Source organism: Dokdonia sp. Hel_I_63, from assembly GCF_007827285.1.
Lineage (GTDB): Bacteria > Bacteroidota > Bacteroidia > Flavobacteriales > Flavobacteriaceae > Dokdonia.
The window spans coordinates 2,233,736-2,260,147 of record NZ_VISD01000001.1; the positions used below are offsets into that span (position 1 = coordinate 2,233,736).

At 37.1% G+C, this 26,412-nt stretch carries 23 protein-coding genes; 5 read left to right on the top strand and 18 right to left on the bottom strand.

The genetic code is table 11. The annotated features are described in order from the left end of the window. Positions 1–47 precede the first annotated feature (47 nt). Entirely contained in the window at positions 48–620 is a 573-nt protein-coding gene (locus tag JM84_RS09730) for a Crp/Fnr family transcriptional regulator (RefSeq protein ID WP_013752184.1), read from the bottom strand. Between the two features lie 162 nt (positions 621–782). Between JM84_RS09730 and JM84_RS09735 the strand changes: the two genes are divergently transcribed. Then, on the top strand, positions 783–1,715 hold the full coding sequence (locus tag JM84_RS09735) for an EamA family transporter (protein WP_013752183.1): 933 nt from the start codon (positions 783–785) through the stop codon (positions 1,713–1,715). Positions 1,716–1,906: 191 nt separating this feature from the next. On the opposite strand, the gene JM84_RS09740 is transcribed toward JM84_RS09735, so the two are convergent. The 10 genes from JM84_RS09740 to uvrA form a co-directional block, all read right to left on the bottom strand. Continuing rightward, positions 1,907–4,387 (bottom strand): M56 family metallopeptidase, encoded by a 2,481-nt coding sequence (locus JM84_RS09740; protein ID WP_013752182.1) that lies wholly within the window; start codon positions 4,385–4,387, stop codon positions 1,907–1,909. Between the two features lie 3 nt (positions 4,388–4,390). Then, positions 4,391–4,744 carry a BlaI/MecI/CopY family transcriptional regulator gene (locus tag JM84_RS09745; protein WP_144784027.1) on the bottom strand — a complete coding sequence of 118 codons (354 nt, stop codon included), beginning with the start codon at positions 4,742–4,744 and terminating at the stop codon, positions 4,391–4,393. A gap of 185 nt (positions 4,745–4,929) precedes the next feature. Continuing rightward, positions 4,930–6,207, bottom strand: a complete 1,278-nt coding sequence (locus JM84_RS09750) for an amidohydrolase (RefSeq protein WP_013752180.1) — start codon at positions 6,205–6,207, stop codon at positions 4,930–4,932. Positions 6,208–6,224: 17 nt separating this feature from the next. Next, entirely contained in the window at positions 6,225–8,054 is a 1,830-nt protein-coding gene (locus JM84_RS09755; protein WP_013752179.1) for a Xaa-Pro dipeptidyl-peptidase, read from the bottom strand. Positions 8,055–8,067: 13 nt separating this feature from the next. Beyond that, positions 8,068–9,345 carry an amidohydrolase gene (locus JM84_RS09760; RefSeq protein WP_013752178.1) on the bottom strand — a complete coding sequence of 426 codons (1,278 nt, stop codon included), beginning with the start codon at positions 9,343–9,345 and terminating at the stop codon, positions 8,068–8,070. Between the two features lie 39 nt (positions 9,346–9,384). Continuing rightward, entirely contained in the window at positions 9,385–10,704 is a 1,320-nt protein-coding gene (locus tag JM84_RS09765) for a M28 family peptidase (RefSeq protein WP_041295943.1), read from the bottom strand. A gap of 189 nt (positions 10,705–10,893) precedes the next feature. Further along, positions 10,894–11,691 (bottom strand): sugar-binding protein, encoded by a 798-nt coding sequence (locus JM84_RS09770; protein WP_144784029.1) that lies wholly within the window; start codon positions 11,689–11,691, stop codon positions 10,894–10,896. Positions 11,692–11,734: 43 nt separating this feature from the next. Continuing rightward, the gene (locus tag JM84_RS09775; RefSeq protein ID WP_013752175.1) at positions 11,735–12,595 is read right to left on the bottom strand and encodes a hypothetical protein; all 861 of its coding nucleotides are present in this window, start codon (positions 12,593–12,595) and stop codon (positions 11,735–11,737) included. A 50-nt stretch (positions 12,596–12,645) separates the two neighbouring features. Further along, positions 12,646–13,485, bottom strand: a complete 840-nt coding sequence (locus JM84_RS09780; protein ID WP_013752174.1) for a hypothetical protein — start codon at positions 13,483–13,485, stop codon at positions 12,646–12,648. Between the two features lie 45 nt (positions 13,486–13,530). Continuing rightward, a complete protein-coding gene (gene uvrA / locus JM84_RS09785) occupies positions 13,531–16,326 on the bottom strand; it encodes an excinuclease ABC subunit UvrA (RefSeq protein ID WP_144784031.1) in 2,796 nt (931 codons plus the stop codon). A gap of 250 nt (positions 16,327–16,576) precedes the next feature. Here uvrA and JM84_RS09790 point away from each other — a divergent pair, with 250 nt between their 5' ends. Beyond that, complete coding sequence (locus tag JM84_RS09790) at positions 16,577–17,161, top strand: RNA polymerase sigma factor (protein WP_108878876.1); 585 nt, start codon at positions 16,577–16,579, stop codon at positions 17,159–17,161. Positions 17,162–17,399: 238 nt separating this feature from the next. Here JM84_RS09790 and nth read toward each other — a convergent pair whose 3' ends face one another. Further along, on the bottom strand, positions 17,400–18,071 hold the full coding sequence (nth, locus tag JM84_RS09795) for an endonuclease III domain-containing protein (RefSeq protein WP_144785181.1): 672 nt from the start codon (positions 18,069–18,071) through the stop codon (positions 17,400–17,402). A 210-nt stretch (positions 18,072–18,281) separates the two neighbouring features. Here nth and bcp point away from each other — a divergent pair, with 210 nt between their 5' ends. Next, positions 18,282–18,737 carry a thioredoxin-dependent thiol peroxidase gene (gene bcp / locus JM84_RS09800; RefSeq protein ID WP_144784033.1) on the top strand — a complete coding sequence of 152 codons (456 nt, stop codon included), beginning with the start codon at positions 18,282–18,284 and terminating at the stop codon, positions 18,735–18,737. A gap of 75 nt (positions 18,738–18,812) precedes the next feature. Here the strand turns inward: bcp and JM84_RS09805 are convergent, their stop codons facing one another. Beyond that, positions 18,813–19,232, bottom strand: coding sequence for a hypothetical protein (locus JM84_RS09805; RefSeq protein ID WP_144784035.1), 420 nt, complete (start codon positions 19,230–19,232; stop codon positions 18,813–18,815). 5 nt (positions 19,233–19,237) lie between these two features. Further along, positions 19,238–20,695: a TonB-dependent receptor gene (locus JM84_RS09810; RefSeq protein ID WP_144784037.1), complete on the bottom strand. Its 1,458-nt coding sequence runs from the start codon at positions 20,693–20,695 to the stop codon at positions 19,238–19,240. Between the two features lie 126 nt (positions 20,696–20,821). Between JM84_RS09810 and JM84_RS09815 the strand changes: the two genes are divergently transcribed. Continuing rightward, a complete protein-coding gene (locus JM84_RS09815) occupies positions 20,822–21,613 on the top strand; it encodes an MBL fold metallo-hydrolase (protein WP_144784039.1) in 792 nt (263 codons plus the stop codon). Positions 21,614–21,616: 3 nt separating this feature from the next. Then, the gene (locus tag JM84_RS09820; protein ID WP_144784041.1) at positions 21,617–22,108 is read left to right on the top strand and encodes a hydrolase; all 492 of its coding nucleotides are present in this window, start codon (positions 21,617–21,619) and stop codon (positions 22,106–22,108) included. Between the two features lie 76 nt (positions 22,109–22,184). Here JM84_RS09820 and JM84_RS09825 read toward each other — a convergent pair whose 3' ends face one another. The 4 genes from JM84_RS09825 to JM84_RS09840 all read right to left on the bottom strand — a co-directional run bounded on the left by JM84_RS09825 (position 22,185) and on the right by JM84_RS09840 (position 26,408). Beyond that, on the bottom strand, positions 22,185–22,826 hold the full coding sequence (locus JM84_RS09825; protein ID WP_144784043.1) for an alpha/beta hydrolase: 642 nt from the start codon (positions 22,824–22,826) through the stop codon (positions 22,185–22,187). A gap of 71 nt (positions 22,827–22,897) precedes the next feature. Next, a complete protein-coding gene (locus JM84_RS09830; RefSeq protein ID WP_144784045.1) occupies positions 22,898–23,227 on the bottom strand; it encodes a DUF4870 domain-containing protein in 330 nt (109 codons plus the stop codon). Next, positions 23,227–24,480: a dihydroorotase gene (locus JM84_RS09835; RefSeq protein ID WP_144784047.1), complete on the bottom strand. Its 1,254-nt coding sequence runs from the start codon at positions 24,478–24,480 to the stop codon at positions 23,227–23,229. The genes JM84_RS09830 and JM84_RS09835 overlap by 1 nt, the downstream gene beginning before the upstream one ends. Then, complete coding sequence (locus JM84_RS09840) at positions 24,477–26,408, bottom strand: BatA domain-containing protein (RefSeq protein ID WP_144784049.1); 1,932 nt, start codon at positions 26,406–26,408, stop codon at positions 24,477–24,479. The genes JM84_RS09835 and JM84_RS09840 overlap by 4 nt, the downstream gene beginning before the upstream one ends. Positions 26,409–26,412: the final 4 nt, after the last annotated feature.

Here is a 26,412-nt window from a genome sequence, read left to right on the forward strand (position 1 = left end):
TTTTTACAAAGGTACTTTCACAAATAATGCCAGACAATGAACCTGTATTAACTAATACGTTTGCGAATGCGGCTTAAAGCCTGTGGCGTCACGCCTATGTATGAGCTGATATATTTAAGAGGAATTTCCTTAAGTAACTGAGGGCGTTCTTTAAAGATGCTCAAATAACGCTCTTCGGCAGTTTGATCTAGGAGTGATTGTAGTCTTTTTGATTTGGTAATAAAAAGACTTTCGGCAGTAAGTCTGCCTATAAGATTACCAATGGCCGTTTTCTCGTAAATTTCTTGTAAATCCTTATAAGAAACACTCAAAATCACGGTATCGACAAGCGCCTGAACAGAATGATCTGATGGTTCTTGAACTAAAAACGAATCATATGCACTCACAAATTGGTTTTCAAAACAAAAGCCAAAGGTGATTTCTTTATCTGATGATTCCTTTGGTATAAATAAACGTACAGAACCTTCCTTAATAAAGGAAATATAGTTTTCTGTTACACCAGCTTCAAGAATGGTTTCTTTCTTTTTGAACGTGCGTTCTACAAGCTTTGATGTAAAAAGTTTCCAATCTATATCAGATACGGGAGCAAACTGGTTTATATAGGTGCGTATTTCGTCCAAGATGGTTTATAAATAAGAGTAAAGATACTACTCAAGAGCGCAGTTTACTTGAATAAATTATAAATTCTATTGCTGTTGTTATTTTAAAATAAAGATACACTCCGCATGCATAAAATAGCTAAGTTCGTAACTTATAAATTTTAACCTATTTACGGCCTTACAATGAAGAAGGAAACCTATCTAGCTATTCTCGCTTTTTTTTCTATTTATGTTTTTTGGGGATCAACTTATCTATGGAATAAAATTGTAGTAAGCGAAGTACCTGCATTTATGTTGGCCGGTTTACGTTTTACCACTGCAGGTCTAATCATATTTCTAATAGCGGGATTAAGCGGTAAATCACTTAAAATATCAAGAAAGCAGCTGCGTAATTCTATTCTAGCAGGGTTTTTCTTTTTAGTGTATGGGAATGGTGTTTTTGTATGGTCACTCAAGTATGTAGATAGTGGATTTGCAGCGCTCCTTGCGGCCTTACAGCCATTATCAATTCTTTTACTAATGCGCATTGTTCAAAAAAAGGGTTTAAAACTCAAATCGATTATAGGGGTTACCTTAGGTTTAATAGGAATGTACTTACTGGTTTCTCAAAGAGAGATAGCGATGCAACAAGGAGCAACCTTAGGGATTATAATGATATTTACTTGTATCTTAAGTTGGAGTATAGGAAGCTTGTTTGTAGCACAAGCAGATTTACCTAAAAATTTCTTTATTACAACTGGTTATCAAATGGTAAGCGCTGGTATTTTATTATGGACGTGGAGTTTTATTATAGGAGAAACATGGAGTTCTCCGGTAGATTGGAGTTCGCGTGCACAGATATCCATGGTATGCCTTATTATTTTTGGAGGTATCGCAGCATTTACTTCGTTCAATTACTTACTCAAAAATGTATCAACAGAAAAAGTGGCAACCTCTGCATATATAAATCCTGTTGTTGCTTTATTCTTAGGTTGGTATTTTCTAGATGAAAATATCACTACTCAGTCTATTATTGCAGCATGTGTATTGCTGAGCGGTGTTTATTTTATAAATAGCGTACGCAAAAATGATAAGACGCAAACAAAGAAGATGCGTTTTAGAAGAGGTAGGGTATAACCGAACTTTTCAAACAAAAAAATCTTCATGTAGATTAGAATTTTTATAGGAAAATTATCGCTCATTTTAGGCGTATTCATCTCATTCCATCATTTTAATTGAATTTTCATGAGTGGTAGTTGTAAAGAACACCATATAAAAAAAGTCCGCTTTCTGATTGAAAGCGGACTTTTAAAATAATGTGAGTGTAGTTAATCTTTGGTTTTTACGAGTATTACTCCGTTTTTTCCTGCCTGTCCATAAAGTTCAATTGCTTTTTCACCATTGACAACTGATAAGCTTTCAATATCATTTGGATCTAAATTATCAAAATTTCCTGAAGTAAGTAATTTTCCATTAATATAGATAATAGGTTTATCGGAGGAGCCACTTTTAATAATCCCATCCTTAGGTACCATATTCATTACTTCATCTTTGCTCTTGTCATCTACTGTAAAGTAACCTTTTTTTAAAAGCCTTTTATAGAGTGGAGTGTCTTCTTTTATTTGTTTTCCCCAACGATCATAGAAACTCTTTGACCCTTCTGGGCTAACCACAAAGTAGTAAGTTTTATCATCAAGTGTTAAGTAGCCCACGTCTCTTTGCTGTCTGCTATTTTTATAGTTTTCTCTATCGCTTTTTAAATTCTCACGTCGCTCCTTCATTTGCGTTTTCATGCTATCACGTCTAGCCATCATAGACTGGCGCATAGAGTCACTTTGTGCACGGCCTTGCAGGTTTCTACGTTCATCCATACGAGCGCGTAGTTCTTGTTTACGAGCTTCCATATTTTTACGCATACTGTCTCTGCTAGTTATCATTGAGTTGCGTCGTTCTTCTAAGCTAACTCTCCTGTTGTCATATGTATCTCCAGTATTGTTCTCCATATTGACATTTCCCATGCCTGTACTACCGTCAGCATTGCGGTATATATATATGTCGCTGATAGGATTAGAGCTCTTTAAAGTGTAATTCTTATTATTCCCATTCTCATCTTTAAGATTGACCGAAATTTTTTCTATTTCTAGATTTCTATTTCTCTTAATACCACTTACCTTCAGAGTAGCCTTGTGCTTTTCTCTCATTACCTTAATGAGCGCATCAATCTCATTATCCGTTGTATTTTTGGTAATTATATAGCTATAAGTTTCTTGTACTATACGCGATACTACTCGTGTGGTGTCTGCCTTGGGACTACTGTGTACAATGAGCGCACCGTCTTGTGCAATAGTTCCGTAGGCTTTGATAGCTTGGGCAGTAGGTAAGCTTGTGATACTATCACCTGTGACTCTTTTCTCTTTTTCTTGTCCCAATACAACGTTATTATTCACAACTATTACGGGATTAGGTCCTAGTGCATCCTTTGTAATATTATTTTCTTTAGCTACTGTTTTTTCTGTATTTACAGCAACCTTCTCATCTGTGATGATTGTTTTATCTGGAGTGATGTTTATAAATGTGCCATCGTTTTGCTCCATTACAACAATCTCCTGTTCAGTATTAACCATTAGGCTATAGCCTTCCCACTGGTTAATTTCTTTAGAATTAAAAGAAAGCTTATTTACAAAACCTTCCTCCTCGTCAAATTGTACCTGCAACGTAAAAGCTGACAAGTCATTTTCAGAAGTATAGCTTCTTTTTGAAAATTTGATTGCGACTTCTTTCCAATGGTCTGTGACATACTTTTCGATTCTGTCTAGCTTGTCATTTGTAGTCTCACGATCTATAAAAAAGACATCTCTTCCTTTATTAGTCGGATTTTTAGTTGTTTCCGCTTTCGCGAAAGCGGTATTGTCCTCTTCAACATAAGTGACAACTTCTTTTACATTAAAAGAATATAGAAAGAAAGATACGAGCGGGATGATTAATCCCAGTTTCCAAAGATGGTGTTTACCTGATTGTGGTGTGTTGAGCATAACGATTCGTTTTTTGATGAATGATTGATAAAATTGATTAGTAAGCGCTGGTTTAAATGAGGGAGATGAAACCTTAACCAGTGTGCGTTGATATTGCTGCGGATTGTTGATGTGCTGGATAGCATGAGCATCTGCAATGTATTCTAAGTTCTGTTCTAAACTCTGCTTATACAACCACGCCAGCGGATTGCACCAGTGAAGCGCTAATATAATTTGTGTAATCAGGATGTCTATGGAATGGCGTTGTCCTGCATGAATTTGCTCGTGAGCTAAAATCATTTCGAGCTCTTCTAGCGTATGTAGCTCGGGATTATAGACGATACACGAGAAGAAGGAGAAGGGTGCTATATTATTTGTGACAATAACATACGTGTATGCATTCCTTTGTACCACAGTTCCGGAAGAAATGAGATTTCTAAGTGAGAATAGTTGCATACCTAATCTAATACACATGACAATAACGCCTGCAATGTATATAAGCAATGCAATTTGCCACCAATCAATTGTTGGCACCTCTGTTGTGGTTGCCGTGGGAAGATATTCAACTTGCGATAATGGAACTACATTTGCAGTATCAAACACTTGCTGTGAAGGCAATACGATTTCTGTAACTTGAGTAAATTCTAAAAAGGGTAGCGTGAGCGCTGCAATGATACCAGCAATGAGAAAATGCCTGTTTGCTGTAAAGAGCGTGTTTTTGTGCAAGATGGAAATGTATATCACATAAAACAAGGATAGAATTCCAATACTTTTTGCTATTAAAATAAGGATTTCCATAAGTTACTTTTTTTCTATGATTGCTAAAATTTCCCTAAGCTCATCTGCAGAAATCTTTTCTTCTTTGGCAAAAAATGACACCATATTTTTATAGGAGTTCCCAAAAAACTTTTGACTCGTAGTTTCCATAAACTCTTTTCTATAAGCCTGAAGAGATACCACAGGAAAATATTGATGCGTCTTCCCAAACGCTTGGTAACCCACATACCCTTTATCTGCGAGGTTACGCACAATGGTAGATATGGTATTGTAATGATTGCCTTCTGGTAAGCTAGCAACCACTTCTTTAACAAAAGCGCGCTCTAACTTCCATAGTGCGTGCATCACTTCTTCTTCTTTATTTGTTAGTTTTTCCATGTATACAATTGATTATCTAATGATTGATAATTCAAACTTACAACGAAAAGTATAGTTACACAACTATTTTTATAGTTATTGAACGAAATTTATAGTTTTCATTGATTTTTTACATAAAAAAACGACAGTTAACACATTGGTTAACTGTCGTTAATATAATCTTTAGTGTAATGATGGAGTAGGGGTTATTGCCCTAAATAGTCATGCGTAAGTTGTATAAATGTTTTTACTCCTAGCAGCATCCCGCTTTCATCAATGTAAAAATCTGGAGTGTGGTGAGGAAAAGCTTCTCTGCTTCCTGGTGTTTTACCTCCTAAAAAGAAATAAAGCCCAGGAACTTCTTTTTGAAAGAATGAAAAATCTTCGGCGCCTGTAATGGCTTTTATCACAGAGACATTTTCCTTACCAGCAGCTTTCTCGAGTGAAGGAAGCATTTGTGCCGTAAGTACTACATCATTATAGGTGATAGGGTAGCCCTCAGGAATAGTAAGCGTAGCCTCTGTACGATACGCCGCAGCAATAGCAGGAATCATTTCCTTCATACGCTGATTTATAAAAGCTTGCATATCATAATCTAACGTGCGTAATGTACCTACTATGTGTACTTCTTCTGGGATAATATTACTTCGCACACCTGCGTTAATTTGTCCTATCGATAATACAGCCGCTTCTTCTGTAAGTGGTATTTCTCTAGAAATAATGGTTTGCAGTCCATCTATAATTTTTACAGCAGCCATGATAGGATCACGACTTGTCCACGGTGTAGAACCATGACTTTGTTTTCCTTTTACGTGGATTTCAAAACTCTGGGAAGCTGCCATAATCCCGCCTGGTTTATATGCGATGGTATTTACATCTTGACCAGAACCTATATGAAGTCCGAAGATGGCATCCACATCAGGGCTTTTAAGAACATTTTCTTTAACCATCAACTCGGCACCACCTTCTTCTCCCGGAGGTGCGCCTTCCTCAGCTGGTTGAAAAATGAATTTAACCGTTCCTGCAAAGTCGTTATTTTTTGCAAGTACTTCTGCAACACCCATAAGTATGGCAATATGCGTATCATGCCCACAAGCATGCATTACAGGTACAGGATTACCTTGGTATTCACCCATCGCTGTAGATTTAAACGGTAAATCTGCACGTTCTTTAACTGGGAGGGCATCAATATCCGCACGTAAAGCAACTACTTTTCCTTTGCGTTTTCCTTCAAGAATTCCTACTACACCTGTTTTTGCAACTCCTGTCTGCACTTTAATGCCCAAGGATTTAAGGTGTTTTGCAATTTTATCGGCAGTATTAAACTCTCTGTTTCCCAATTCTGGGTTTTGGTGAAAATCTCTACGCCACTCAATTACTTTTGATTCTACAGCTGCTATTTCTTTATCTAGATTTGATTGCGCTTTCGCGAAAGCGGTAAAAAGTAACACACTAGAAAATAGTAAGGTTGTTGTATACTTCATTTATGGTAATGATATTTTTAATTAATCGTTGTGCTAAAGGCCGTTTCTCCACCTACAACTGGTAGTGTAAGTTTGGTTTTTGATAGATCTACAGTTAGCTCTGTTCCAGGATTAGGAAGTACTGTAAACTCGCTATCACTAGAAAAAATCATCAAGCCTATTTGCTGTCCTTTTCTTATAATCTGATCATCTGGCATTAAGTCAAATGTCACTTCATAAAACTCACCTTTCTTAAGAGGCTCGCTCTTACGGATGGAGGCATGATTTTGAGGATCTGCCCATCCACGAGTGATAAGATTATCTGTAATCTTAATCCCTTTTCCTTCTTCATAAGGTAATGAAACCAAGTACACGCTTAAGTTTGCTGCTTCCTTACTGCTAGAAACACTAATAGTCACTTTAGGTGTTCCGGAAATATGTAATTCTTCCTTAAGAGTAGAAGTGAGGTACAATAATCTGTTTTGAGATGCAGAACCTTTCATCATATCTTTAGCGCTCACAGTAGCATCATCTACAAGTGTTTCCTTAGGTGATTTCTTTGCTTTTTGAATAGATAATGTTCCAGCTCCATCTATACTTTGTCCTAAGTATAATGTTATATCCTCTGCTTGTGGATTTGGATAGTTTTCATAAGGTGTAGGTTGATCTCTGGCATCGTTTTCTCTTACAATTTGCGCTTTAGGATCATTTTCAACGCCATTATCTATTCCGTGTAAATATTTTGTAAACCATCTGTTCATCATTTTCATAGGTGGTGGACCTCCATGACCATTCTGATGATAAAAAATCTGACTAGGGATTCCCATTTCTTGAGCTCTCTTATAAATGCGGTAGCTATGCTCAGGCATCACGTTCCAATCGTTAAAACCATGTGACATGAGTAGTGCGGCTTTCATTGGTTTCATATCATTGAGATAATCTCTTTCTGCCCAGAAATCGTTGTAATCTCCTGTGGCACGATCCATACCATTTTTAAGCTCGATATCCCTCACAAGACTATCGGCATATGCTCTTTTTGATTCGTCTCCACTATGAATAAAATTGTACAGTACATCGATATCCTCACCAAGATACCCTCCTGGGGAGCGCACTAAACCATTTGATCTATAGTAGTGATAATATGAAGTATTAGGAGCTACAGGAATGATAGCTTCAAGACCATCAACTCCAGTAGTTGCAGCGGCTAACGGTAAGGTACCATTATAAGAAGTACCTGTCATTCCAACTTTCCCCGTAGACCAGAATGCTTTTACCTCTTCATTACTGTCAATTTCTTTATAACCTTTTGCTCTACCATTAAGCCAATCTACAACGGCCTTAGGCGCTAGTGACTCATTATCACCACCTACTGTAGGAGATCCTTCTGATAGTCCAGTTCCTGGAGAGGAAGAATGCACCACAATATAACCCCTAGGAATCCAAGTCTTAATGAGCGAATTTGAAATTACAGGACGTTTTCCTCTTCGTACGACAACTCCGTTTGCTATTGGTTTTTCTTGAGCTCCTATTTCATGCTTTACATCATAAAACAAGTTTGGATCATTTGCTGCAACACCAGCATAATAAGGGCTTGTCTCATAAATAACAGGCAGTTTTAGTCCGCTTTCGGTTTGTGCTGGCCTTGTTACATCTACGTGCATGCGATCTAGCTCGCCATCGCCATCAGTGTCAAACTCTGTTTCAACCCATAAATCCTCGCGAATCCAAGTAGAAGGCGTATCAAATGCTGGAACTATCTGCGCTTCTCCGTCCTTAAAAATTGGTTGATCATTCTGTTGTGAATGTAAGTTGGTAGCCGCCATTGCAGCAACTGCAAACGGTATTAATGTTTTGAAAAATGTCTTCATAGGGATTTAATTTTTATTTACCGTTTAAGTAGTCAATACTCATCTGACTCAAAGCCTTAACACCGAGCTGGAATCCAGCTTCATCAATCACAAAATCAGGTGTGTGATGAGGAAAAGCTTCAGTGCTTCCTGCAGTCATACCTCCTAAGAAGAAATAGAATCCAGGTACTTTTTCTTGAAAGAAAGAAAAGTCTTCTCCACCAGTGACCGCTTTCTGTAGCGACACATTTTCTGTACCACCTACTTTTTGTAAGGTAGGGAGCATTTGTGCAGTAAGATCAAGATCGTTATAAGTTACGACAGTCATGTTTTGCCAGTCTATCGTAGCCTCACCGCCATAAGCCTTTGCAATACCAGCAGCCATTTCATCCATACGGCGTATGATTTTCTCACGCATGTCTGGATCAAGTGTACGTACTGTACCTATCATTTCGGCACTTTCTGGGATGATGTTAAAGCGTGTTCCAGATGTAATTTTACCGACAGTAATTACTGCAGCTTCCTCTGTTAATTCACTCTCACGAGATATTATACTCTGGAAACCATTGATAATCTGTGCCGAAATTAAAATAGGGTCAACTCCAGACCAAGGCTGACTACCATGAGATTGCTTTCCTTTTACATTTACTACAAAACGCTCTGTAGCTGCCATCGTTCCACCTGGTTTATATTTTATAGTATTTACAGGAGTAGCACTATTAATATGTAAACCAAAAATAGCATCCACTTTAGGATTATCAAGTACACCTTCTTTTACCATAAGTTTTGCACCGCCTTCTTCACCTGGAGGTGGTCCTTCTTCTGATGGTTGAAAGATGAATTTTACAGAACCTTTGATTTTGTCTTTATTTTTAGATAGCACTTCTGCCACACCCATAAGAATAGCAGTGTGCGTGTCATGACCACAAGCATGCATCACACCAGTTTCTGTTCCTAAGAAAGAAGTAACTACCTCAGATTTAAAAGGAAGGTCATTTCGTTCTGTAACGGGAAGCGCATCTATATCTGCTCTCAACGCAACCACTTTACCTGGCATATCTCCTTTAAGTAAACCTACGACACCAGTTTTGGCAACTCCTGTTTGTACTTCAATTCCTAAAGATTCAAGATGTTTTGCTATTTTCTCGGCAGTTTTGAATTCGCGATTTCCTAATTCTGGATTTTGATGAAAGTCTCTGCGCCATTCTATGACCTTTTTTTCTACAGCGGCAATGTCTTTGTCAAAAGAGGTTTGCGCTTTCGCGAAAGCGGTACCAGCAATAAGGGCACTTAGTATTAATACTTTTTTCATAAGGTATATGTTGTGATGATTTAAAATCAATATGTAGTATTATCTAATAATCTGGCTAGGAAAAGCAACAGGACTTTCATGACCATCCTTACCTACAGCGGCAACGCCAAAGAAGAAATTGTCTATAACAATACCTTTTAATGTCGCCGATGTTCCATCTGTAATCAATCGTGCATTGTCCCAAGTAGGAGAGGTAGTATCTCTCCAGTATATTTTATAAGCAACTGCACCTTCAACTTCATCCCATTGTAATCTTGCGTTTGCCTCTACAATACCACCAATGCCTACATTTTTAGGTGTAGGAGGAGCCCAAGCAATACTTGCAAGATTAATCGCATTTACAGCGGTAAGCTTTGCGTTATATGGGAAATTTACATGCTCAAATGTATCTCCGTAATTAATGCCATTTTCTGTACGTATATCTTGATGTTGTTGTGTGTAGTTTTCATGAGCTTCCATGATACGGATACCTGCAAAACCAGCGTCATTAAAAGGTCTGTGGTGACCACCACGACCAAAACGATCTAAACGGTACACCATCATAGGGTTCATTTCTGGCATGTAGTCTTGTGTAGTTTTGTAAATAAATCTTGCTAGTTGGCGAGAGATTCCATCTACCTCACCACCATAAAAACGGCGAGCTCTGCGTTGCTGCTCTGTCTCTGTAGGCGGTACAGGCTCAGAGAAAATTCTAAACGTACGGTTATCAATAACACCATCTACACCTTCAATGTTACCTATCATGTCATTATTCATAATCCCGATGATTTCCCATCCTTTTTCTTTAGCATGGGCAGCAAGTCCTTTTCCACCATAAAGTCCTTGTTCTTCACCAGAAAGACCTACGTAGATAATACTGTTCTCAAAAGAATATTTAGAAAGTACTCTTGCAGCTTCCATCGTTCCAGCCATTCCGCTCGCATTATCATTTGCTCCCGGCGCGTCATCTGTATAATTATTAGGATCAGATATACGGCTGTCTATATCCCCACTCATAATTACATAGCGATTAGGATATTTAGTTCCTTTTTGAACTGCCAGTACATTTACAACCATCACATCTTTTGTGATACGGTCATTATCACCTTTTTTTATAAGGTTACTTTGATAAAATACATCTAGACAGTTATTACAGTTTTGCGAAGTCTTTTCAAATTCGTTTTTTATCCATCTTCTCGCAGCTCCTATTCCTCTTGTGTTTGATACGGTATCGCTTAAGGTGTGTCTCGTTCCAAAATCTGCTAGTTTCTTTACATCTGCTCTCAAGCGATCTTCAGATACTGCATCTATGATTTCGTAGATTCTCTTATCGGTTTGTGCATTTGCTGTTACTACAGAAAAAAGTAGTGTAAACACCATAAAACCTAAGGTTATGGGTAGTCTTTTAGTAGCTCTAAATAGGGTAGAAGTATGCGTGTTTAACATTATAAAGTGTTTAATAAATTGTTATGTTTTAAAGATACTAAAACAATGTATGTGCTAGAAGTACGCTTTCGCGAAAGCAAAAAAAAATCCCAAACCTATGTTTGGGATTTTTACTGTCTTATTTTATTGCTCTACTAGCTCTATGGTGCCAAAGATTCCAGCGTCTATCCAGCCTCTATTTTTATCTTCACCAGGCACAGCTACAGAACCTATAAAGTTCTCTCGTTCTGCACTTGTGTCGTTATCACAATAAGCAAGCGCAAAACCAAGTTTCTGATGTACATCCAGAATTTTTGGTTCATTGACACCACCATCTTTGTAGGTATCATTATAAACGGTCATCTTACATTCCCAAATCATTGTATTTTCTCCTGTTTTCATTGTCTTAGACACCACGTGATTATTATAAAGCGTAGGGACTTGACCAGGAGCGACATCTACCACGTTTCCATCTAGGGCAACGTGATAGGCAAAAGCATTATGTGTAAACTGGTGCCCACCACCAGAATTATCTGCATCTATAAAGATCTCAAGGCAATCATCATCCCACCACAATGTAAGCGGGTCATCTTCTTTATCATAAATAATATCGTCTGTAATCTCAGCTATGATGTATAAAGCTTCTGGAGTCCATGTGAGCTTGTATTTACCTGAGAAGTCCTCTGCTGTATAGTCTTCACCTAACCATTTTTGATCAAGTGATTGCCATTGCACGTCTTTCCAAGCTGGGTCTGTTGCAAGCCCATCAATCTCTGGTGTTATGGTCGCCTTTATTACTTGGCGTAACTGGTGATCTGTTTTTGAGTTGGGTATTTCTGAGGTGTCCTCAATGAGATCTGATGTTTTTTCTTGTTGATTTGGATTGTTATTGCAGCTAGTGAAAACGATTAAGAATAAGCTTAATGACCAGAAATGCTTCATTGATGTGTGTTGGTTTAGTTGAATATTGAGATTGTTGCTTTGTTTATTTTTTATCCTTTTTAGCAGCGACTATGGCGATTTGTGAACCGTTAGGGGAGATAGCAAATCTTGAAATATCTTGGAGTTCTTCGTCTTCAAATGTTTGGTAGACTTTCCATGCTGATTTATTAGTTTTACTGAGCAGTGTATTTCCTTTTGCAGCTAGTAGCGTACCATCTGGTAACCAGTTAATATCTTCAATACCTTCTGGAAGTTCTGTAATACTCTTTATTTTTTTAGTGTCTGGGTTGATAGATTTTACGACCCATTGATCTGTAGATTTGTCAATAAAACTAATGAGATTTGTATCTGGTATGTTGTGAAATGATCTACCAACAGGGATTTCTAAGTCATCAGATGTTTGATTCTTTACATTATGAATTACAAGGTGTAAGTTACTCTCAACAATATCGGCTCCCACGATATAGTCTTCATTTGCCCATGTATAGTATGCAACCACAGCATCTTTAATTAACACGGGTGCTTTGTCTTGTCTAGGTAAGTAGGAGTAAAGACGTTGTAGTCCATCAGGATCTAGTCGTACGGCCGATATTCCTCGTTTTCCTTTCATAAACTGTGGTGAATACTCACCACCAGATGTAGCTTTGTTAAACTGTCTTGTAGTGCCACGTGTGTATTGAATAATTTCTGTTTGACCATCACGTGCTCCTGCATAAATAATAATGTCATTAGCTAAAAATTGCGGCTGACTATCATATCCGGGATTATTACTTATGTTTCGCTTGTTTGTGAGCGTATCTCCGTTATCGGCTTTATTAATGTCAAGTAGAAAAATTTCTGTTTCTGCTTGAGATGCTGCAAACTGTGTTGTAAGAATTAATAGTATTAGAAGTACGTTTTTCATAAATTATAGATGTATTGTCGTTTAGTACGCTTTCGCGAAAGCATACTTATTTACATTTTCCTTGGTTTTGATGAGTCGTAGTCTTGATCAAGTTCGTCAACTATAACTTCTTTGTTCGAATAGGTTGTTGAAGTGCTGTCATAACTACTTTCTGTATTATCTCGATGAGCAATATCTGGTTCGAGACTATTATAGCCATCAGTAGTATCAGTATTTTTTGAAAAATAAGTAGTAGCAGTCATTTTATTCCAAGCAGGAATACCTAAGAAATCACTGAGCACAACAGCATCTTGTTCTATACTCTTACGGTGCCCATGATCTACCACTTTATAACGCGAGCCATCTTCAAAAATAAGATTAATCTCATAGCTTGTGTACGAGCTTTTATCACCACTAACGCGTTCTGGCAAAATTTGGAGTGCCTTTATAGTTTCTAGTTTAAAGGTATGAGCATCTTCTGTGACAGTAAGACTTTTAACCTGTTGTTTTTTACCTTTATAGAAATAACCAGTTGATTTATTAAAACTAGTAGTAGTGTTGAATTTTTTTATAAAAAAGATCCCTACACCAATAAATAATAAAGGAAACAGCGCAAAAAGTAATGATTCAATGTTAAAACCTTGATTTATAATAGTCGCAATACTTATTCCAATAAAGATGAGTGGAAATAAAATAAATATACCGCCAAAAATCTTACCGAAAGACGAGGCTTTATAGCGAAGCTCATTATCTGAAACGACTTCTAGTGTTTTGGTTTTAAAATTTGCACCACCACCAGCCTTAGGAGACCAGCTTGTTTTTGAGGCAAGCTCATGGTTAAATACCGCAGGGTCAAACACCGGAGTACTCGCAGATTGCACAAGGCTTTTTAAAAATGAAGAAAGTCCCATTGTACTAAAATAGGACTTTCGATAGAATAATATGTTTGAGAATGGCTAGAGTTTTTCTTTCAAGTATTTTCCAGTAAAGGACTTCTTGTTTTTTGCGACCTCTTCCGGAGTTCCAGAAGCGACTAGAATACCTCCGTTTTTTCCACCTTCTGGCCCCATATCAATAACATGGTCAGCGCATTTTACAAGATCCATGTTGTGTTCTACAACAATAATAGAGTGACCCTTTGCAATAAGTGCCTCAAAGGAAGCTAAGAGTTTTTTAATATCATGAAAGTGCAAGCCTGTTGTAGGTTCATCAAAAATGAACAGTGTTTTATCCTTAGTGGTTCCTTTTACTAAGAAACTTGCAAGTTTTATACGCTGCGCTTCACCTCCAGATAGGGTAGAGGAACTTTGTCCTAGTGTTACATACCCTAAACCTACATCTTGTAGAGGTTTAAGTTTGCGAGTTATTTTTGTCTCATTATGTGCTGTAAAAAATGCCACGGCATCATCAATAGTCATCGTGAGAATATCATCAATATTCTTATCATTGAATTGTACTTCGAGTACCTCTTTCTTAAAACGCTTGCCCTTACAAGTTTCACATTCTAAGTGCACATCTGCCATGAATTGCATCTCAATGGTTACTTCACCTTCACCTTTACAAGTCTCACATCTTCCGCCATCTACGTTAAAAGAAAAGTGTTTTGCTTTATAGTTTCTTATTTTGCTAAGCTTCTGACTTTCAAATAATTTACGAATATCATCGTAAGCTTTAATGTAAGTCACAGGATTTGATCTAGAAGATCTCCCAATCGGATTTTGATCTACAAATTCTATGGTTTTTATATTGTCATAGTTTCCTTTGAGTTCTGTAAATTGGCCTGCCTTTTCACCATAGCCGCCTATTGCTTTAAGCATGGCAGGGTATAATATTTTTCTAACTAAGGTAGATTTTCCACTTCCAGAAACACCGGTTACAGCGGTAAATACACCAAGTGGAAAACGTACGTTTACGTTTTGTAAGTTGTTTTCACGAGCGCCAATAACTTCGGCATAATATTTTGTAGTTCTACGCTTCTTAGGAACTTCAATTTCTAATGTTCCGTTAAGGTATCCTGCTGTTAAAGAATCGCTTTTTAAAATCTCATCATAATCACCTACAGCAACCACATCTCCTCCAAAGGTTCCTGCTTCTGGCCCAATATCAATGATAAAATCTGCTTTTTTCATGATATCCTCGTCATGTTCTACAACGATGACCGTATTACCTAGATCGCGTAGCGATTGTAGCACCTCAATGAGCTTTTCTGTGTCTTTAGGGTGTAAACCTATACTTGGCTCATCAAGAATATACATAGAACCTACAAGACTGCTCCCTAAAGAAGTTGCAAGATTGATACGTTGCGACTCACCACCAGAGAGTGTATTTGACTTTCTGTTGAGCGTAAGGTAGTTGAGCCCTACTTTTTCAAGAAAACTCAGTCTACTTGTAATCTCTGTAAGTAATCTTTTTGCGACCGTAGTATCATACTCATTAAGCGTTAGGCTTTTGAAGAAAGCTGCTACTTCGTCTAGTGGTAGCTCTACTAAGTCAACGATATTTTTACCACCTATTTTTACATAAGTCGCTTCAGGGCGTAGACGCTTTCCTTTACAAGTGTTACATTTTGTCTTACCGCGATAGCGCGATAGCATTACTCTGTTCTGAATTTTATATGCCTTAGATTCTAAGAATTTAAAGAACTTATTGAGCCCATCAAATTCTTTATTTCCGTCCCAAACAAGCTGTTGTTGCTCTGGAGTTAACTCAAACCAAGGCTTATGGATAGGAAAATCAAATTTATAAGCACGATTTACTAGCTGGTCACGATAATGGCTCATGCTATCACCACGCCAAGGGAATACAGCATTCTCGTAGATTGATAGTCCAGTATTAGGTACTACAAGATCTTCATCTATTCCTATTACATCACCATAACCTTCGCAAGTAGGGCATGCACCGTAAGGATTGTTAAAGGAGAATAAGTGAACATTAGGTTCTAAAAAAGTAATTCCATCAAGCTCAAACTTATTTGAAAATTGGCGACGAGAATTATCTGCTAGCTTTTCTATAAATAGTTCGCCCTTTCCTTCAAAAAATGCCGTTTGTACCGCATCTGATAGTCGGTTTATAAAGTCTTCATCTTCTGGATCATTGATAATTCTATCTACAACGAGTAATACATCTTTTGTTTTCAGTTTGCTTCCTATTTCAGCAACTTCATCTAGACGTTTTACTTCGCCCTTTACTTGTATACGTGAATATCCTTGTTGTAATAAGGCTTGTAATTTAGATTCTATTTTTCTTCCTTTTTCTAAATGAATAGGAGCGAGTAGGAGTAGTTTTTCTCTTTTCGCGAAAGCGGAAACATAAGCAACCACATCTGATACCGTATCCTTTTTAACTTCATTTCCGGAAACAGGAGAATATGTTTTACCTATACGTGCAAAAAGTAACTTCAAATAATCATAAATCTCCGTCGTCGTTCCTACTGTAGATCTAGGGTTTGTACTATTTACCTTTTGCTCGATGGCAATGGCTGGAGCAATCCCTTTTATATAGTCTACTTTAGGTTTGTCAAGTCTACCTAAGAACTGGCGAGCATAGGAGGAGAGGCTCTCCACATACCTGCGCTGTCCCTCTGCATAAAGGGTATCAAAAGCTAGAGAAGATTTACCAGATCCAGAAAGTCCCGTAATAACAACGAGCTTGTTACGAGGGATTACTGCATTTATATTTTTAAGATTGTGCAGTTTGGCACCCTTAATGATAATATTCTTCTTAGGATTTACATCCTTAACGTCTATAAGCATCGCAATTCTTTAGTTCTATTACAAAGATACCGAAAGTGCATTGCTATTGAAACCAAGTGCTAGTCGCATTTTGAACGTTATTTTTAATTTATTGTGCAAAATGAATGTTTTTTTGCAAATGTTAACAGATTTATTATATATTTACCGAAATATTCACTAACACATACTCTGCGTATAGCATAATACTACTTTATAAAATTTTGGGCTAAGGGAATTCCCCCTTGCAATTTTAACCTACAAAGTAGTACTTATGAAAAGTGTATTAATAGACGATGCTACGCTCGTTAGCAATTACATCAAAGGAGACGAACAATCACTAGCTATGCTCATTGCGAGACATAAGCAACGTATATATAGTTTTATATACTCTAAGGTGTACGATCGTGATATCTCTGAAGATATTTTTCAAGACACTTTTATTAAAGTTATCAAGACGCTCAAGAAGGGCAAGTATAATGAGGAAGGTAAATTTTTACCATGGACGATGCGTATTGCGCACAACCTGGTGATAGACCACTTCCGTCGTAATAATAGGATGCCTAAGTTTGATAACGCAGGTGAGTTTTCTATATTTTCTGTGTTAAGTGATAATAGCCTTAATGCTGAGAAGCAAATGGTGCGTGATCAAGTAAATAAAGACGTTAAACGTATTATAGAAGAACTTCCAGAAGATCAAAAAGAAGTACTTAAAATGCGTATTTATCAAGAGATGAGCTTTAAAGAAATCTCAGAACGCACAGGCGTGAGTATCAATACTGCTCTAGGTAGAATGCGTTATGCACTTATCAATATGAGAAAAGTAATTGATACCAATAATATAATTCTAACAGATTAATATAATATGCGGTGCATTTTTGCGTTCTTGATAAGAATCAAACAAAAACCGCATGGCAAAAACTTACACTACACCCTCGTCAGGTCATAATAAGACGAACCAATTTGAACCGAAACAAGAGACCGTAGATTTTCTCTTGAATTTTTCTAAGGCTTTAAGTGTTATGCATTATAAATCGATGAAGTTTGAAGCATTCATCAACTAAACTTTGATAAAACCTCGACCAGTCATCGAGGTTTTATTTTTTTCTCCTTTTTGCCATCATTTTCTCATAGCCGGCTATCACTGTCTTGCGACCTATGGTTTTTGTAATGATATCTTTTTCTAGATCCCAGCCTCGTGCTGGTGAGTACTGGCGACCATACCATATAATTTGTAAGTGAAGATCATTCCATACATGCTCTGGAAATAAACGCTTTGCGTCTTTTTCTGTTTGTTCCACATTTTTACCATTTGTGAAGCCCCAGCGATACATTAATCTATGTATGTGCGTATCTACAGGAAATGCTGGTATTCCAAAAGCTTGAGACACCACAACACTTGCCGTCTTATGACCCACCGCAGGAAACTCTGTAAGTTTCTCAATGCTGGCAGGCACCACACCATTATACTTATCTATAAGCATATGTGATAAGCCATGAATTCCTTTTGCCTTCATAGGTGAGAGTCCTACTGGTTTTATGATATCTCTAATATCTTCAACCGTAAGTTTAATCATGTCATAAGGATTATCTGCCACTTCAAATAGGAGGGGAGTGATTTGATTAACCCTAACATCTGTGCTCTGAGCACTCATCAAAACGGCAATAAGAAGTGTATACGGATCTTTGTGATCTAATGGAATAGGTATCTGAGGATATAATTCTTGTAATGTTTTTATCGTGAAGTCTACCTTTTCTTGTTTAGTCATATGGTGTGCATAATTATTCTTTATGGTGTAATCCATAAAGCTTAAACGTATTCCTTTATTGTAATTGCGAGAACTCGTAACTTTATAATTCCATGCTTTCACTAGATGTGATAGTTTACGCTTTCGCGAAAGCATAGAATTGCTATGTAAAGATAATTAACTAGTGCCAATGATGGATGAGAATTCCTAATTAGCCAAAACCAAACACAGATGAATACATTAAAAGTGGGCGATAAAGTCCCAGATTTTACAACAATCGATCAAGACGGAAACGAAGTTACACTTGCGAGTTTTAAAGGCAAGAAACTTATCGTTTTCTTTTATCCAAAAGCAAGTACTCCAGGTTGTACTGCAGAGGCTTGTAATTTAAGGGATAATTATAAGGAATTACAGGCGCAAGGATATCATTTACTAGGAGTGAGCGCAGATTCTCAAAAACGGCAAAAGAATTTTGCAACCAAATATGAGTTTCCTTTCCAGCTGCTAGCAGATGAGGACAAAACGGTAATCAACGCGTTTGGTGTTTGGGGACTTAAGAAATTTATGGGAAAAGAATATGACGGTATTCACCGTATGACGTTCAAGGTAGATGAAGAAGGAGTAGTAAGTGATGTAATACAAAAAGTAAAAACAAAAGATCACGCTGCACAATTACTCGACGCATAGTTTTGTGAACTTAGTAATAGTACAAAGGGCGATATATTTAATGTATCGCCTTTTGTTATATAAGAATTTATGTAATTATTGCTTTTCATAAACCAGTAATGGTCCGTCGCACATCATCCAACTATTCTGTAATTTTCCATCCTTACGTAGTAGCAACTCTTCATTATCATTTCCAGTACAACTGCCTACTATTTGCAAACCTTCTGTGTATTTTAATGAATAAAAAATACCTTCACTAGTTTCTTTTGTAGTGTATGTTCCAGAGGCTTCTATAGTAGACGCATCTTTAGTTTGCTGCTTTTTAAATGTCATTTCTGGAGTAAAAACATAAGTCTGGCTTATAGAAAGCTCAGCTTCTTGATCGGATGGTGGTACCATACCGGCAGTCATCTCAACAAGTTGCCAGGTTTCTCCTTTTATGTCGCTTGTAGTAATCTTACCTCCGCAAGCGGATACAAGAAATAGCAAAGAGATACCAGCTATGTAATTAATCACATTCATTATTTTTTGGCTTCTAGAAGTGCTTGAGATTGATACCCAAAAAGATTACGAGACTTAATAAGCTCTGCAACTCCTTCTGGAAGCATACCTTCCCAACCTTTTTCACCGTCAGAAATCATTCTTAAAACTTCTCTAGAGAAGATATCTGTGATTTCTGGGTCGTAATTTTCAATGTCAAGTACTTTTCCATTGAGTTTAAAGAACTTATACAGTTCTTTCATACGTGGATGTACTTTTAGATTATCGCTATTAGTATATTCTCCTGTTTTTGGATCTTTCATAGGGTATAAGAATACCTTAAGATCTTTAAAGAATAATTTTCCAAATGCTTCGAGAATACCTCCACTTAAATGACGGTAGTAGCTAGTATCAAATATGTCAATAAGATTATTTACACCCATTACCAGACCCATTCGTTCCTTAGTATAGTTTGAGAAATATTCAACAACGCGGTAATATTCTTTAAAGTTTGAGATCATTACAGTCTGTCCAAGAGAACCTAGTAATCGAGCTCTTGCCATGAAATCTTCCTCATCAATATCACCTTCGGCGCGAAGGTTAGATAGTGTGATTTCAAAAATAGCTTCTGTCTTTTTCTCGTTTACACGATTTGCCTCTACAAACATTTTATATGCTTTTTCAAACATATCCATGTTTACCTTAGTTACAGGACGGAAACTACCGCGCAGTGCAAGTACGTTTTTCTTATATAGTAATGCTGCTGGAAGGATGTTATTTCCTTTGGCGTCAAACATTACGGCCTCTGTCATTCCGTTTTTAACAAGCTGTAAACTCATTAAGCGGTTATCTACGTGCTCAAATTGAGGTCCAGAGAAGTTTATAGTATCAATCTCTATCTGATCTTGATCGATGTGATCATAAAGATAGCGAAGTAAGTTCTTAGGGTTATCATGCTTATAAAAAGCACCATAAATTAGGTTTACACCTAATGTTCCTAGGGTAAGCTGTTGTAAACGAGCATCATTTTCATGAAAACGAACGTGTAGTATAATCTCGTTAAATTCCCCTTCTGGAGTAATCTGGAATCTAATTCCAACCCATCCGTGACCTTTATATTTCTTTGCAAAATCTATGGTAGCTACCGTATTTGCGTAAGTAAAGAAGATTTTATCTGGCTGCTTGTAACGTGAAATACGATCTTCAATGAGTTTCATCTCATGAGAAAGCATTTTCTTAAGACGCTTTTCTGTAACATATCTACCATCATCTTCCACACCATAAATAGCATCAGAGAAGTCTTTATCATATGCACTCATTGCCTTTGCTATGGTACCACTTGCACCACCTGCTCTAAAAAAATGACGAACCGTTTCTTGTCCTGCACCTATTTCGGCAAAAGTTCCATATATGTTTGCGTTTAGATTTACGCGAAGTACCTTATTCTTGAGAGGAGGTACTTTTTCAAAGTCTTTGTCTCCTAAAATTTTAACAGCCATAGTGTGTTTTTATCCATTAATTAATGGTCACTCAAAGATACTAAAAGGTTGTAGTAGCCAAAAAAATAACTGTATTTTTGTTACACAATTAACGGCGTGATAAGCGCATTATTTTCTCAAACATTAGTGAAAATCACCTTTCTCGGTACTGGCACATCACAAGGAATTCCTTTAATAGGAAGCACACATCCCGTGTGTTTAAGCACAGATGCTAGGGATAAAAGATTACGTGTTTCTGTTCTAATAGAATGGGAAGATTATAATTATGTAATAGATTGTGGTCCAGATTTTAGACAACAAATGTTGAATACGCTTTCGCGAAAGCGTACTACTGCAGGTGATCCTGCACCTTTACATGGTATATTATTAACGCACGAACATGCTGATCACGTCGCTGGACTGGATGACATAAGACCTTTTGTTTTTAGACAAGGTGATATGCCTATTTATGCTCATAAACGAGTATTGAAAACTCTTGCCGAACGTTTTGATTACATTTTTACGACAGAAAATAGATACCCAGGAGCACCTAGTGTAGCTTCAAAAGAAGTTGTAAATGGTGTATCTATTACATTAGGTAATATCGAAGTGCTGCCTATTGAGGCATATCATGGATCATTGCAAGTCTTTGGATATCGTTTTCAAGATATTGCGTATCTCACAGATGTTAAGACTATTGCAGATGAGGAGATTGAAAAATTACAAGGATTAGATATTCTCGTGTTAAATTGCTTGAGGGAAGAAGCGCATTATACACATCTTAATGTAGAGGAAGCGCTTGATCTCGTGGCAAAAATCAAACCTAAACGCACTTATCTTACGCACATAAGTCATCATCTTGGTTTTCACGCAGAAGCCGAACAAAAATTACCCAAAAATGTCTTTCTAGCATATGACGGACTTACCTTAACTACATAATTTATGAGACGTAATATTTTTTTATACTTATTCCTTTTTGCAGCATTGTATATTATTTTTCAATATATCAACAGTAGCAAGGGGTTAGAATATCAAGCAAGACAAATTGAAAAATTAGAAGTAAAACTAGCAGACAAAGATTCTATTGCAGGAATGTATCAAGAACGCCTTGCAAATGTGGAATACTTTACGCTGTTAGGTAATGACAATGCAAAGGAATATTTTGATAATGATGATCTTGATATAACTGAGATTAAACCAGCTATAGAAGATGGATTATATGCAAAAAATACAGCTCAAGGTAATGAGCTTATCACATTTGTAGGTGACGGAAGACCTTTCCAAATTAATAAAGTACAGATTTTAAACCATCGCTGGATCATCGCCGACTTTTCTGATGGTAAGAAATGGGGAGAAATGCTGGTTGAGTATTTTGTAAATGAGGATGGCACGGTAGATTATAAAACCGTGGAGAGTTTAGTATATCCTAATTAAGTGATTATATTCATGTGATTTTACATCACGATTAGACATAAAAAAAACAGGCTTTACGCCTGTTTTTTTTATGTCTCTATTTACTTTGTAGCCACTCCTTAAACTCATAGAAGTTAGTAGGATGAACTCCGTGACCTACAGGAAACTCACTTAGTGTGGATTCAATCCCTATATTTTTGAGATAGCCAGGTGTTTTGCGCGCAGCATCTATAGGTATTACTTGGTCTACAGTTCCGTGTGAGTTATAAATATTAAGATGTGCATATGATGGATTACTTTTTAAATCTATAATCTCTTCATTGATATAGCCACTCAGACCTATAACATTTTTAACCTTTTCTGGGTAGGTGAGTGCTACTGCGTAGCTCAATATCGTTCCCTGGCTAAACCCTAGCAAGGTTACATTGTGCTTGTCTACATCGTACTCCGCTACAATCTCATCTATAAATCGTGCGATGATATCTCTAGACTCACGAGCACCTTCATTATCTGAAGATTTTACACCATCTCCATCTATAGTGATATGATACCACGCATTTCCATAAGGTTGCATCGCAATAGGAGCCTTTGCAGACACTATGAAATACTCTTCAGGAATTTCTTCTGCAAAGCTAAAAAGGTCTTCTTCATTACTTCCATAACCATGAAGGAGAATTATTAATGGAGACTTCCCAGTAGAAGGTTGTGATGGTTTACGTGTGATATATTCTAATAACATATAATTGAAATAGTAGACATTACAAGGCAAGTAATGTCCTGATGTATAATTGTTTTTAGCTCGAAGCAGTACTAGTTGTTTCCGCCGAAAACGTTTTGGTAAAACGCACCTACTAAAGGTACAAGTTGGCGTTTTGCTTGAAAAGCAGAAATAATTCCAAAAAGCCACAGTACAAAAAATAGTACTAGAAATCCTATAGATGCCATAGGTATGTCTAGGTAACTGAGCGGCATCATTACTAAGAAGTAGCTCAAGGTTAACCCTAATGACTGTCTAAGGTGAAAAGCGGCAAACTCATTTTTTGATTCGCTATTCATGAAATAGGCTATAATTAATCCTACGAAGGTAATGTAGCTCAAAACTGCAGCTGTTTTTCCTTCAAAAACGGTGTTTTCATCCATTAGTTAAGTACTAGTTGGTTATTTGCAATAATTCCATACACATCTCCCTTCATCTTTTGATTGAGGAATATGGCATTATTTGAAGTTGATTTGATGTGTTCTTTAGTAAATGTGGAACTTCCTTTTGGTGTAAATAAGGTGATATCTGCTGGGCTATTTTCTTGTATCGAATTACTTGTACCTATAAATCTACGTCTACCGGCAGTAAGTAGTGTTACGGCACGCTTCTCGCTCACAATGGTAAGTAGCGCTTTAAATGTAGCTTCTTGGGATATAGCGCCATACATAGCATTATCAAACTCTACGTGCTTGCGCTCAACATCTAGCGGATTATGATCACTGGTCACCATATCAATAGTACCATCTTTTACACCTTCTATCAGTGCGTCTATATGCTCTTGATTTCTTAGTGGTGGTAATACTTTATAACGCGTGTCAAAATCATCTATAACTGTATCTAGTAGGTACAAGTTATGTATTGCAACACTGCAAGTAACGTCTAATCCTTTCGTTTTAGCTTGTTTTATAAGTTCCACACTTGCCTTTGTGGAAATTGTAGGAATATGAAGGCTTCCTCCAGCATATTCTAGTATGTGTAAATCTCTTGCTACTTGAAGACTTTCGGCTATAGCGGGAATTCCTTTAAGACCTACTCGAGTGCTTATTTCTCCTTCATTTACCATTCCTTTCCCTGCAATTTTCTGCTCTTGGGGAAATGATAAAACAAGTCCGTTGAATCCTTGCGTGTATTGCAGTGCAATTTTAAGCAAATTAGGATTTGCGATAGGTTGTTGATAATCACCAAAAGCGACAGCTCCGGATTGCTGCATATCGTATAATTCTGCTAAGTCTACGCTTTCACTATTTCGCGTAAGCGCGCCTATAGGAAAAAGAGATGTAGCATGTCCTTCTGCCATTTTCTTTACAAAAGTAACATCAGAGCTAGTGTCAATAATAGGGTAGGTGTTTGGGTTGAGTGCTACCGCTGTAAAGCCACTTAATGCCGCAACTTGTAAGCCGTGATCTATAGTTTCTCGCTCCTCAAATCCTGGTTGCCCCATACTCACGCTACTATCAAACCAACCTTGTGATAAATGGAGATTATCGCGCTCTATAAGCGTCTCTCCTTTTGTATTTTCTAGATGTTCTCCTATTTCTATAATGAGGCCATCCTTAATTCTTACATCTTTTGTACTACCGTGATGTGGGCTATCACTGTCTACAATTATGGCGTTCTTTATGAGTGCTTTCATTTATAGAATTTTAAAATCAAGATTTCTAGTACTAGGAATAACAAGGCAAAAATAACAAACCATTTCCAAAGTGATTTGACACTATCTGCTGTTTTGAATTCGTCAAAAAGATCTTCTACAGAGCTGTTATAATGATCTGTAACACCCGTGTTTAATGCAGCATATCGTAAGGTGCTTTCACTACGACTGTAATTATAACTGACTTGCTGTACTGTATTATCTGATAGCTTAATATTATAAATACTTGCTTTAGATGGCGAGTCGCTTGTTGTAATTTGCACTTTATTTTCTTTAGATTGTTGCAGAGGAATAAGTGTATTTGAGGGGTCTAACATGTCTTCCAAACTCAAAATATCATCTTCTTGAAGCGCGACAGGTATGTCATATGTTGTGTTTTTACCTATAGGCATATATAATCGTGGTAACTGCAAGCTCTGTCGCGACATATTGTAAAAAGTAGGAACTATGAGGGGCGAACTTTGGAGGTTTGAATTTGCTACATCTATACCTCCAGAGATTACAAAGAAATTTGAAGCATATGATAAGAAAGGACTTCCATCTTCAAAACGAAGTAACGCATCTCCACCTTGTAAAGCAAAGGATTTTGAAACAGACGGATATTGAAAGTTTTTTATTCTTGCATCAAACACATCTTTATAAACAGGATGGTCATAGTTGATGGTGGTTACTAATCGCTTGGTAGTTTCACTTTTTGAGATTTCAAAATTTCCTAGATCTCTTAACGCATTGTTATAACTGGCGGCATCTGCATTTGAATCTAAAATAATGGTGGTAATTCCTCCCGCTTTCGCGAAAGCGTTCAAAGCACCACTAAGAGATACGCCTATTTCTGAAACTTGATTTACAACAATGTAATTAAACTCTGGTATGCTGCTATAATCAAGGTTCTTAATGTTTATGCTTTTATACTCAAACTCTGGAGCCGTAAAAATACGTGACAAATAATCTGAGTTTGCACCATTTATTGCGAGTACTTTTATGGGCTGACTTTTATTAATGCTAAAAAACATGGTGTTGTCAAAAGCGAGTAGTGGATCTTCAATCACGATACGACCTGCGATTTCTTCCTTTGTATCTATATCAAAAACTACGGTAGTTGTTAATTTGCTATCAAAAGATGCTGTTCCCTTAGCCAATAATTGTTCACCGTTGTATAGAGAAACGGCTGTATTAATATCTTTCTTTTCACCTGCTGAAAGTGCTACAGTGAGGCCAATACTTCCTGCTTTTCTTTTTGATATAAAAACGGAGTCTATACTTACATTGTTTTTTATAACTGGCTGGAGCTGCACATAATGCTTTTCTATACCATCAGTCTGTAGCTGATACGTCTCCCCATTATCTTGAAAATCAGAAATCATAATGAGCCTCTTATCTTTTGATTGGTCTCTAGAAAATTCTTTCTGAGCTCTGAGTGTTATGGCAGTTTCAGATAACTGTGATGCTGCATATGGTAGTTGTAGCAACTCGTTACGCATGTTTTTTATAGAGGTATTTCTATACGTATCTGTATTTGTAATTAAAGTGAAGGTTTGATCCTCGGGAATATTAGTAATAATATCTTGGGTGGCCGTGCGTAGCAATTGTCCAGAAGAACCCTTTGCTTGCATACTGAATGAGTTATCCAAATAAATGATAGTTTCCTTTTCTCGGGTTGCGCTATCTGATTGTGTGATAAATGGTTGAGCAAATGCTAGCACAATTGCAGCAATTGCAGCCATACGAGACAATAACACGAGCCATTTCTTTATGGAATTACTCTTACGAGTTTGAATGTTGAGCTTTTGAAGAAAGGCAACATTTGTAAACACTTCTGTCTTAAACTTACGAAGTTGAAATAAGTGAACGAGAATAGGGATAAGCAGTAAGAACAGTGCATAAAGGAGTTCTGGATGTCTAAACTGCATGTGC

What these genes read in the sequence shown, in the direction of transcription:
- JM84_RS09735 (WP_013752183.1), top strand. Translation starts at nt 783, where the DNA reads ATGAAGAAGGAAACCTATCTAGCTATTCTCGCTTTTTTTTCTATTTAT.
- JM84_RS09740 (WP_013752182.1), bottom strand. Translation starts at nt 4,387, where the DNA reads ATGGAAATCCTTATTTTAATAGCAAAAAGTATTGGAATTCTATCCTTG.
- JM84_RS09745 (WP_144784027.1), bottom strand. Translation starts at nt 4,744, where the DNA reads ATGGAAAAACTAACAAATAAAGAAGAAGAAGTGATGCACGCACTATGG.
- JM84_RS09750 (WP_013752180.1), bottom strand. Translation starts at nt 6,207, where the DNA reads ATGAAGTATACAACAACCTTACTATTTTCTAGTGTGTTACTTTTTACC.
- JM84_RS09755 (WP_013752179.1), bottom strand. Translation starts at nt 8,054, where the DNA reads ATGAAGACATTTTTCAAAACATTAATACCGTTTGCAGTTGCTGCAATG.
- JM84_RS09760 (WP_013752178.1), bottom strand. Translation starts at nt 9,345, where the DNA reads ATGAAAAAAGTATTAATACTAAGTGCCCTTATTGCTGGTACCGCTTTC.
- JM84_RS09765 (WP_041295943.1), bottom strand. Translation starts at nt 10,704, where the DNA reads ATGGTGTTTACACTACTTTTTTCTGTAGTAACAGCAAATGCACAAACC.
- JM84_RS09770 (WP_144784029.1), bottom strand. Translation starts at nt 11,691, where the DNA reads ATGAAGCATTTCTGGTCATTAAGCTTATTCTTAATCGTTTTCACTAGC.
- JM84_RS09775 (WP_013752175.1), bottom strand. Translation starts at nt 12,595, where the DNA reads ATGAAAAACGTACTTCTAATACTATTAATTCTTACAACACAGTTTGCA.
- JM84_RS09780 (WP_013752174.1), bottom strand. Translation starts at nt 13,485, where the DNA reads ATGGGACTTTCTTCATTTTTAAAAAGCCTTGTGCAATCTGCGAGTACT.
- uvrA (WP_144784031.1), bottom strand. Translation starts at nt 16,326, where the DNA reads ATGCTTATAGACGTTAAGGATGTAAATCCTAAGAAGAATATTATCATT.
- JM84_RS09790 (WP_108878876.1), top strand. Translation starts at nt 16,577, where the DNA reads ATGAAAAGTGTATTAATAGACGATGCTACGCTCGTTAGCAATTACATC.
- nth (WP_144785181.1), bottom strand. Translation starts at nt 18,071, where the DNA reads ATGACTAAACAAGAAAAGGTAGACTTCACGATAAAAACATTACAAGAA.
- bcp (WP_144784033.1), top strand. Translation starts at nt 18,282, where the DNA reads ATGAATACATTAAAAGTGGGCGATAAAGTCCCAGATTTTACAACAATC.
- JM84_RS09810 (WP_144784037.1), bottom strand. Translation starts at nt 20,695, where the DNA reads ATGGCTGTTAAAATTTTAGGAGACAAAGACTTTGAAAAAGTACCTCCT.
- JM84_RS09820 (WP_144784041.1), top strand. Translation starts at nt 21,617, where the DNA reads ATGAGACGTAATATTTTTTTATACTTATTCCTTTTTGCAGCATTGTAT.
- JM84_RS09825 (WP_144784043.1), bottom strand. Translation starts at nt 22,826, where the DNA reads ATGTTATTAGAATATATCACACGTAAACCATCACAACCTTCTACTGGG.
- JM84_RS09830 (WP_144784045.1), bottom strand. Translation starts at nt 23,227, where the DNA reads ATGGATGAAAACACCGTTTTTGAAGGAAAAACAGCTGCAGTTTTGAGC.
- JM84_RS09835 (WP_144784047.1), bottom strand. Translation starts at nt 24,480, where the DNA reads ATGAAAGCACTCATAAAGAACGCCATAATTGTAGACAGTGATAGCCCA.
- JM84_RS09840 (WP_144784049.1), bottom strand. Translation starts at nt 26,408, where the DNA reads ATGCAGTTTAGACATCCAGAACTCCTTTATGCACTGTTCTTACTGCTT.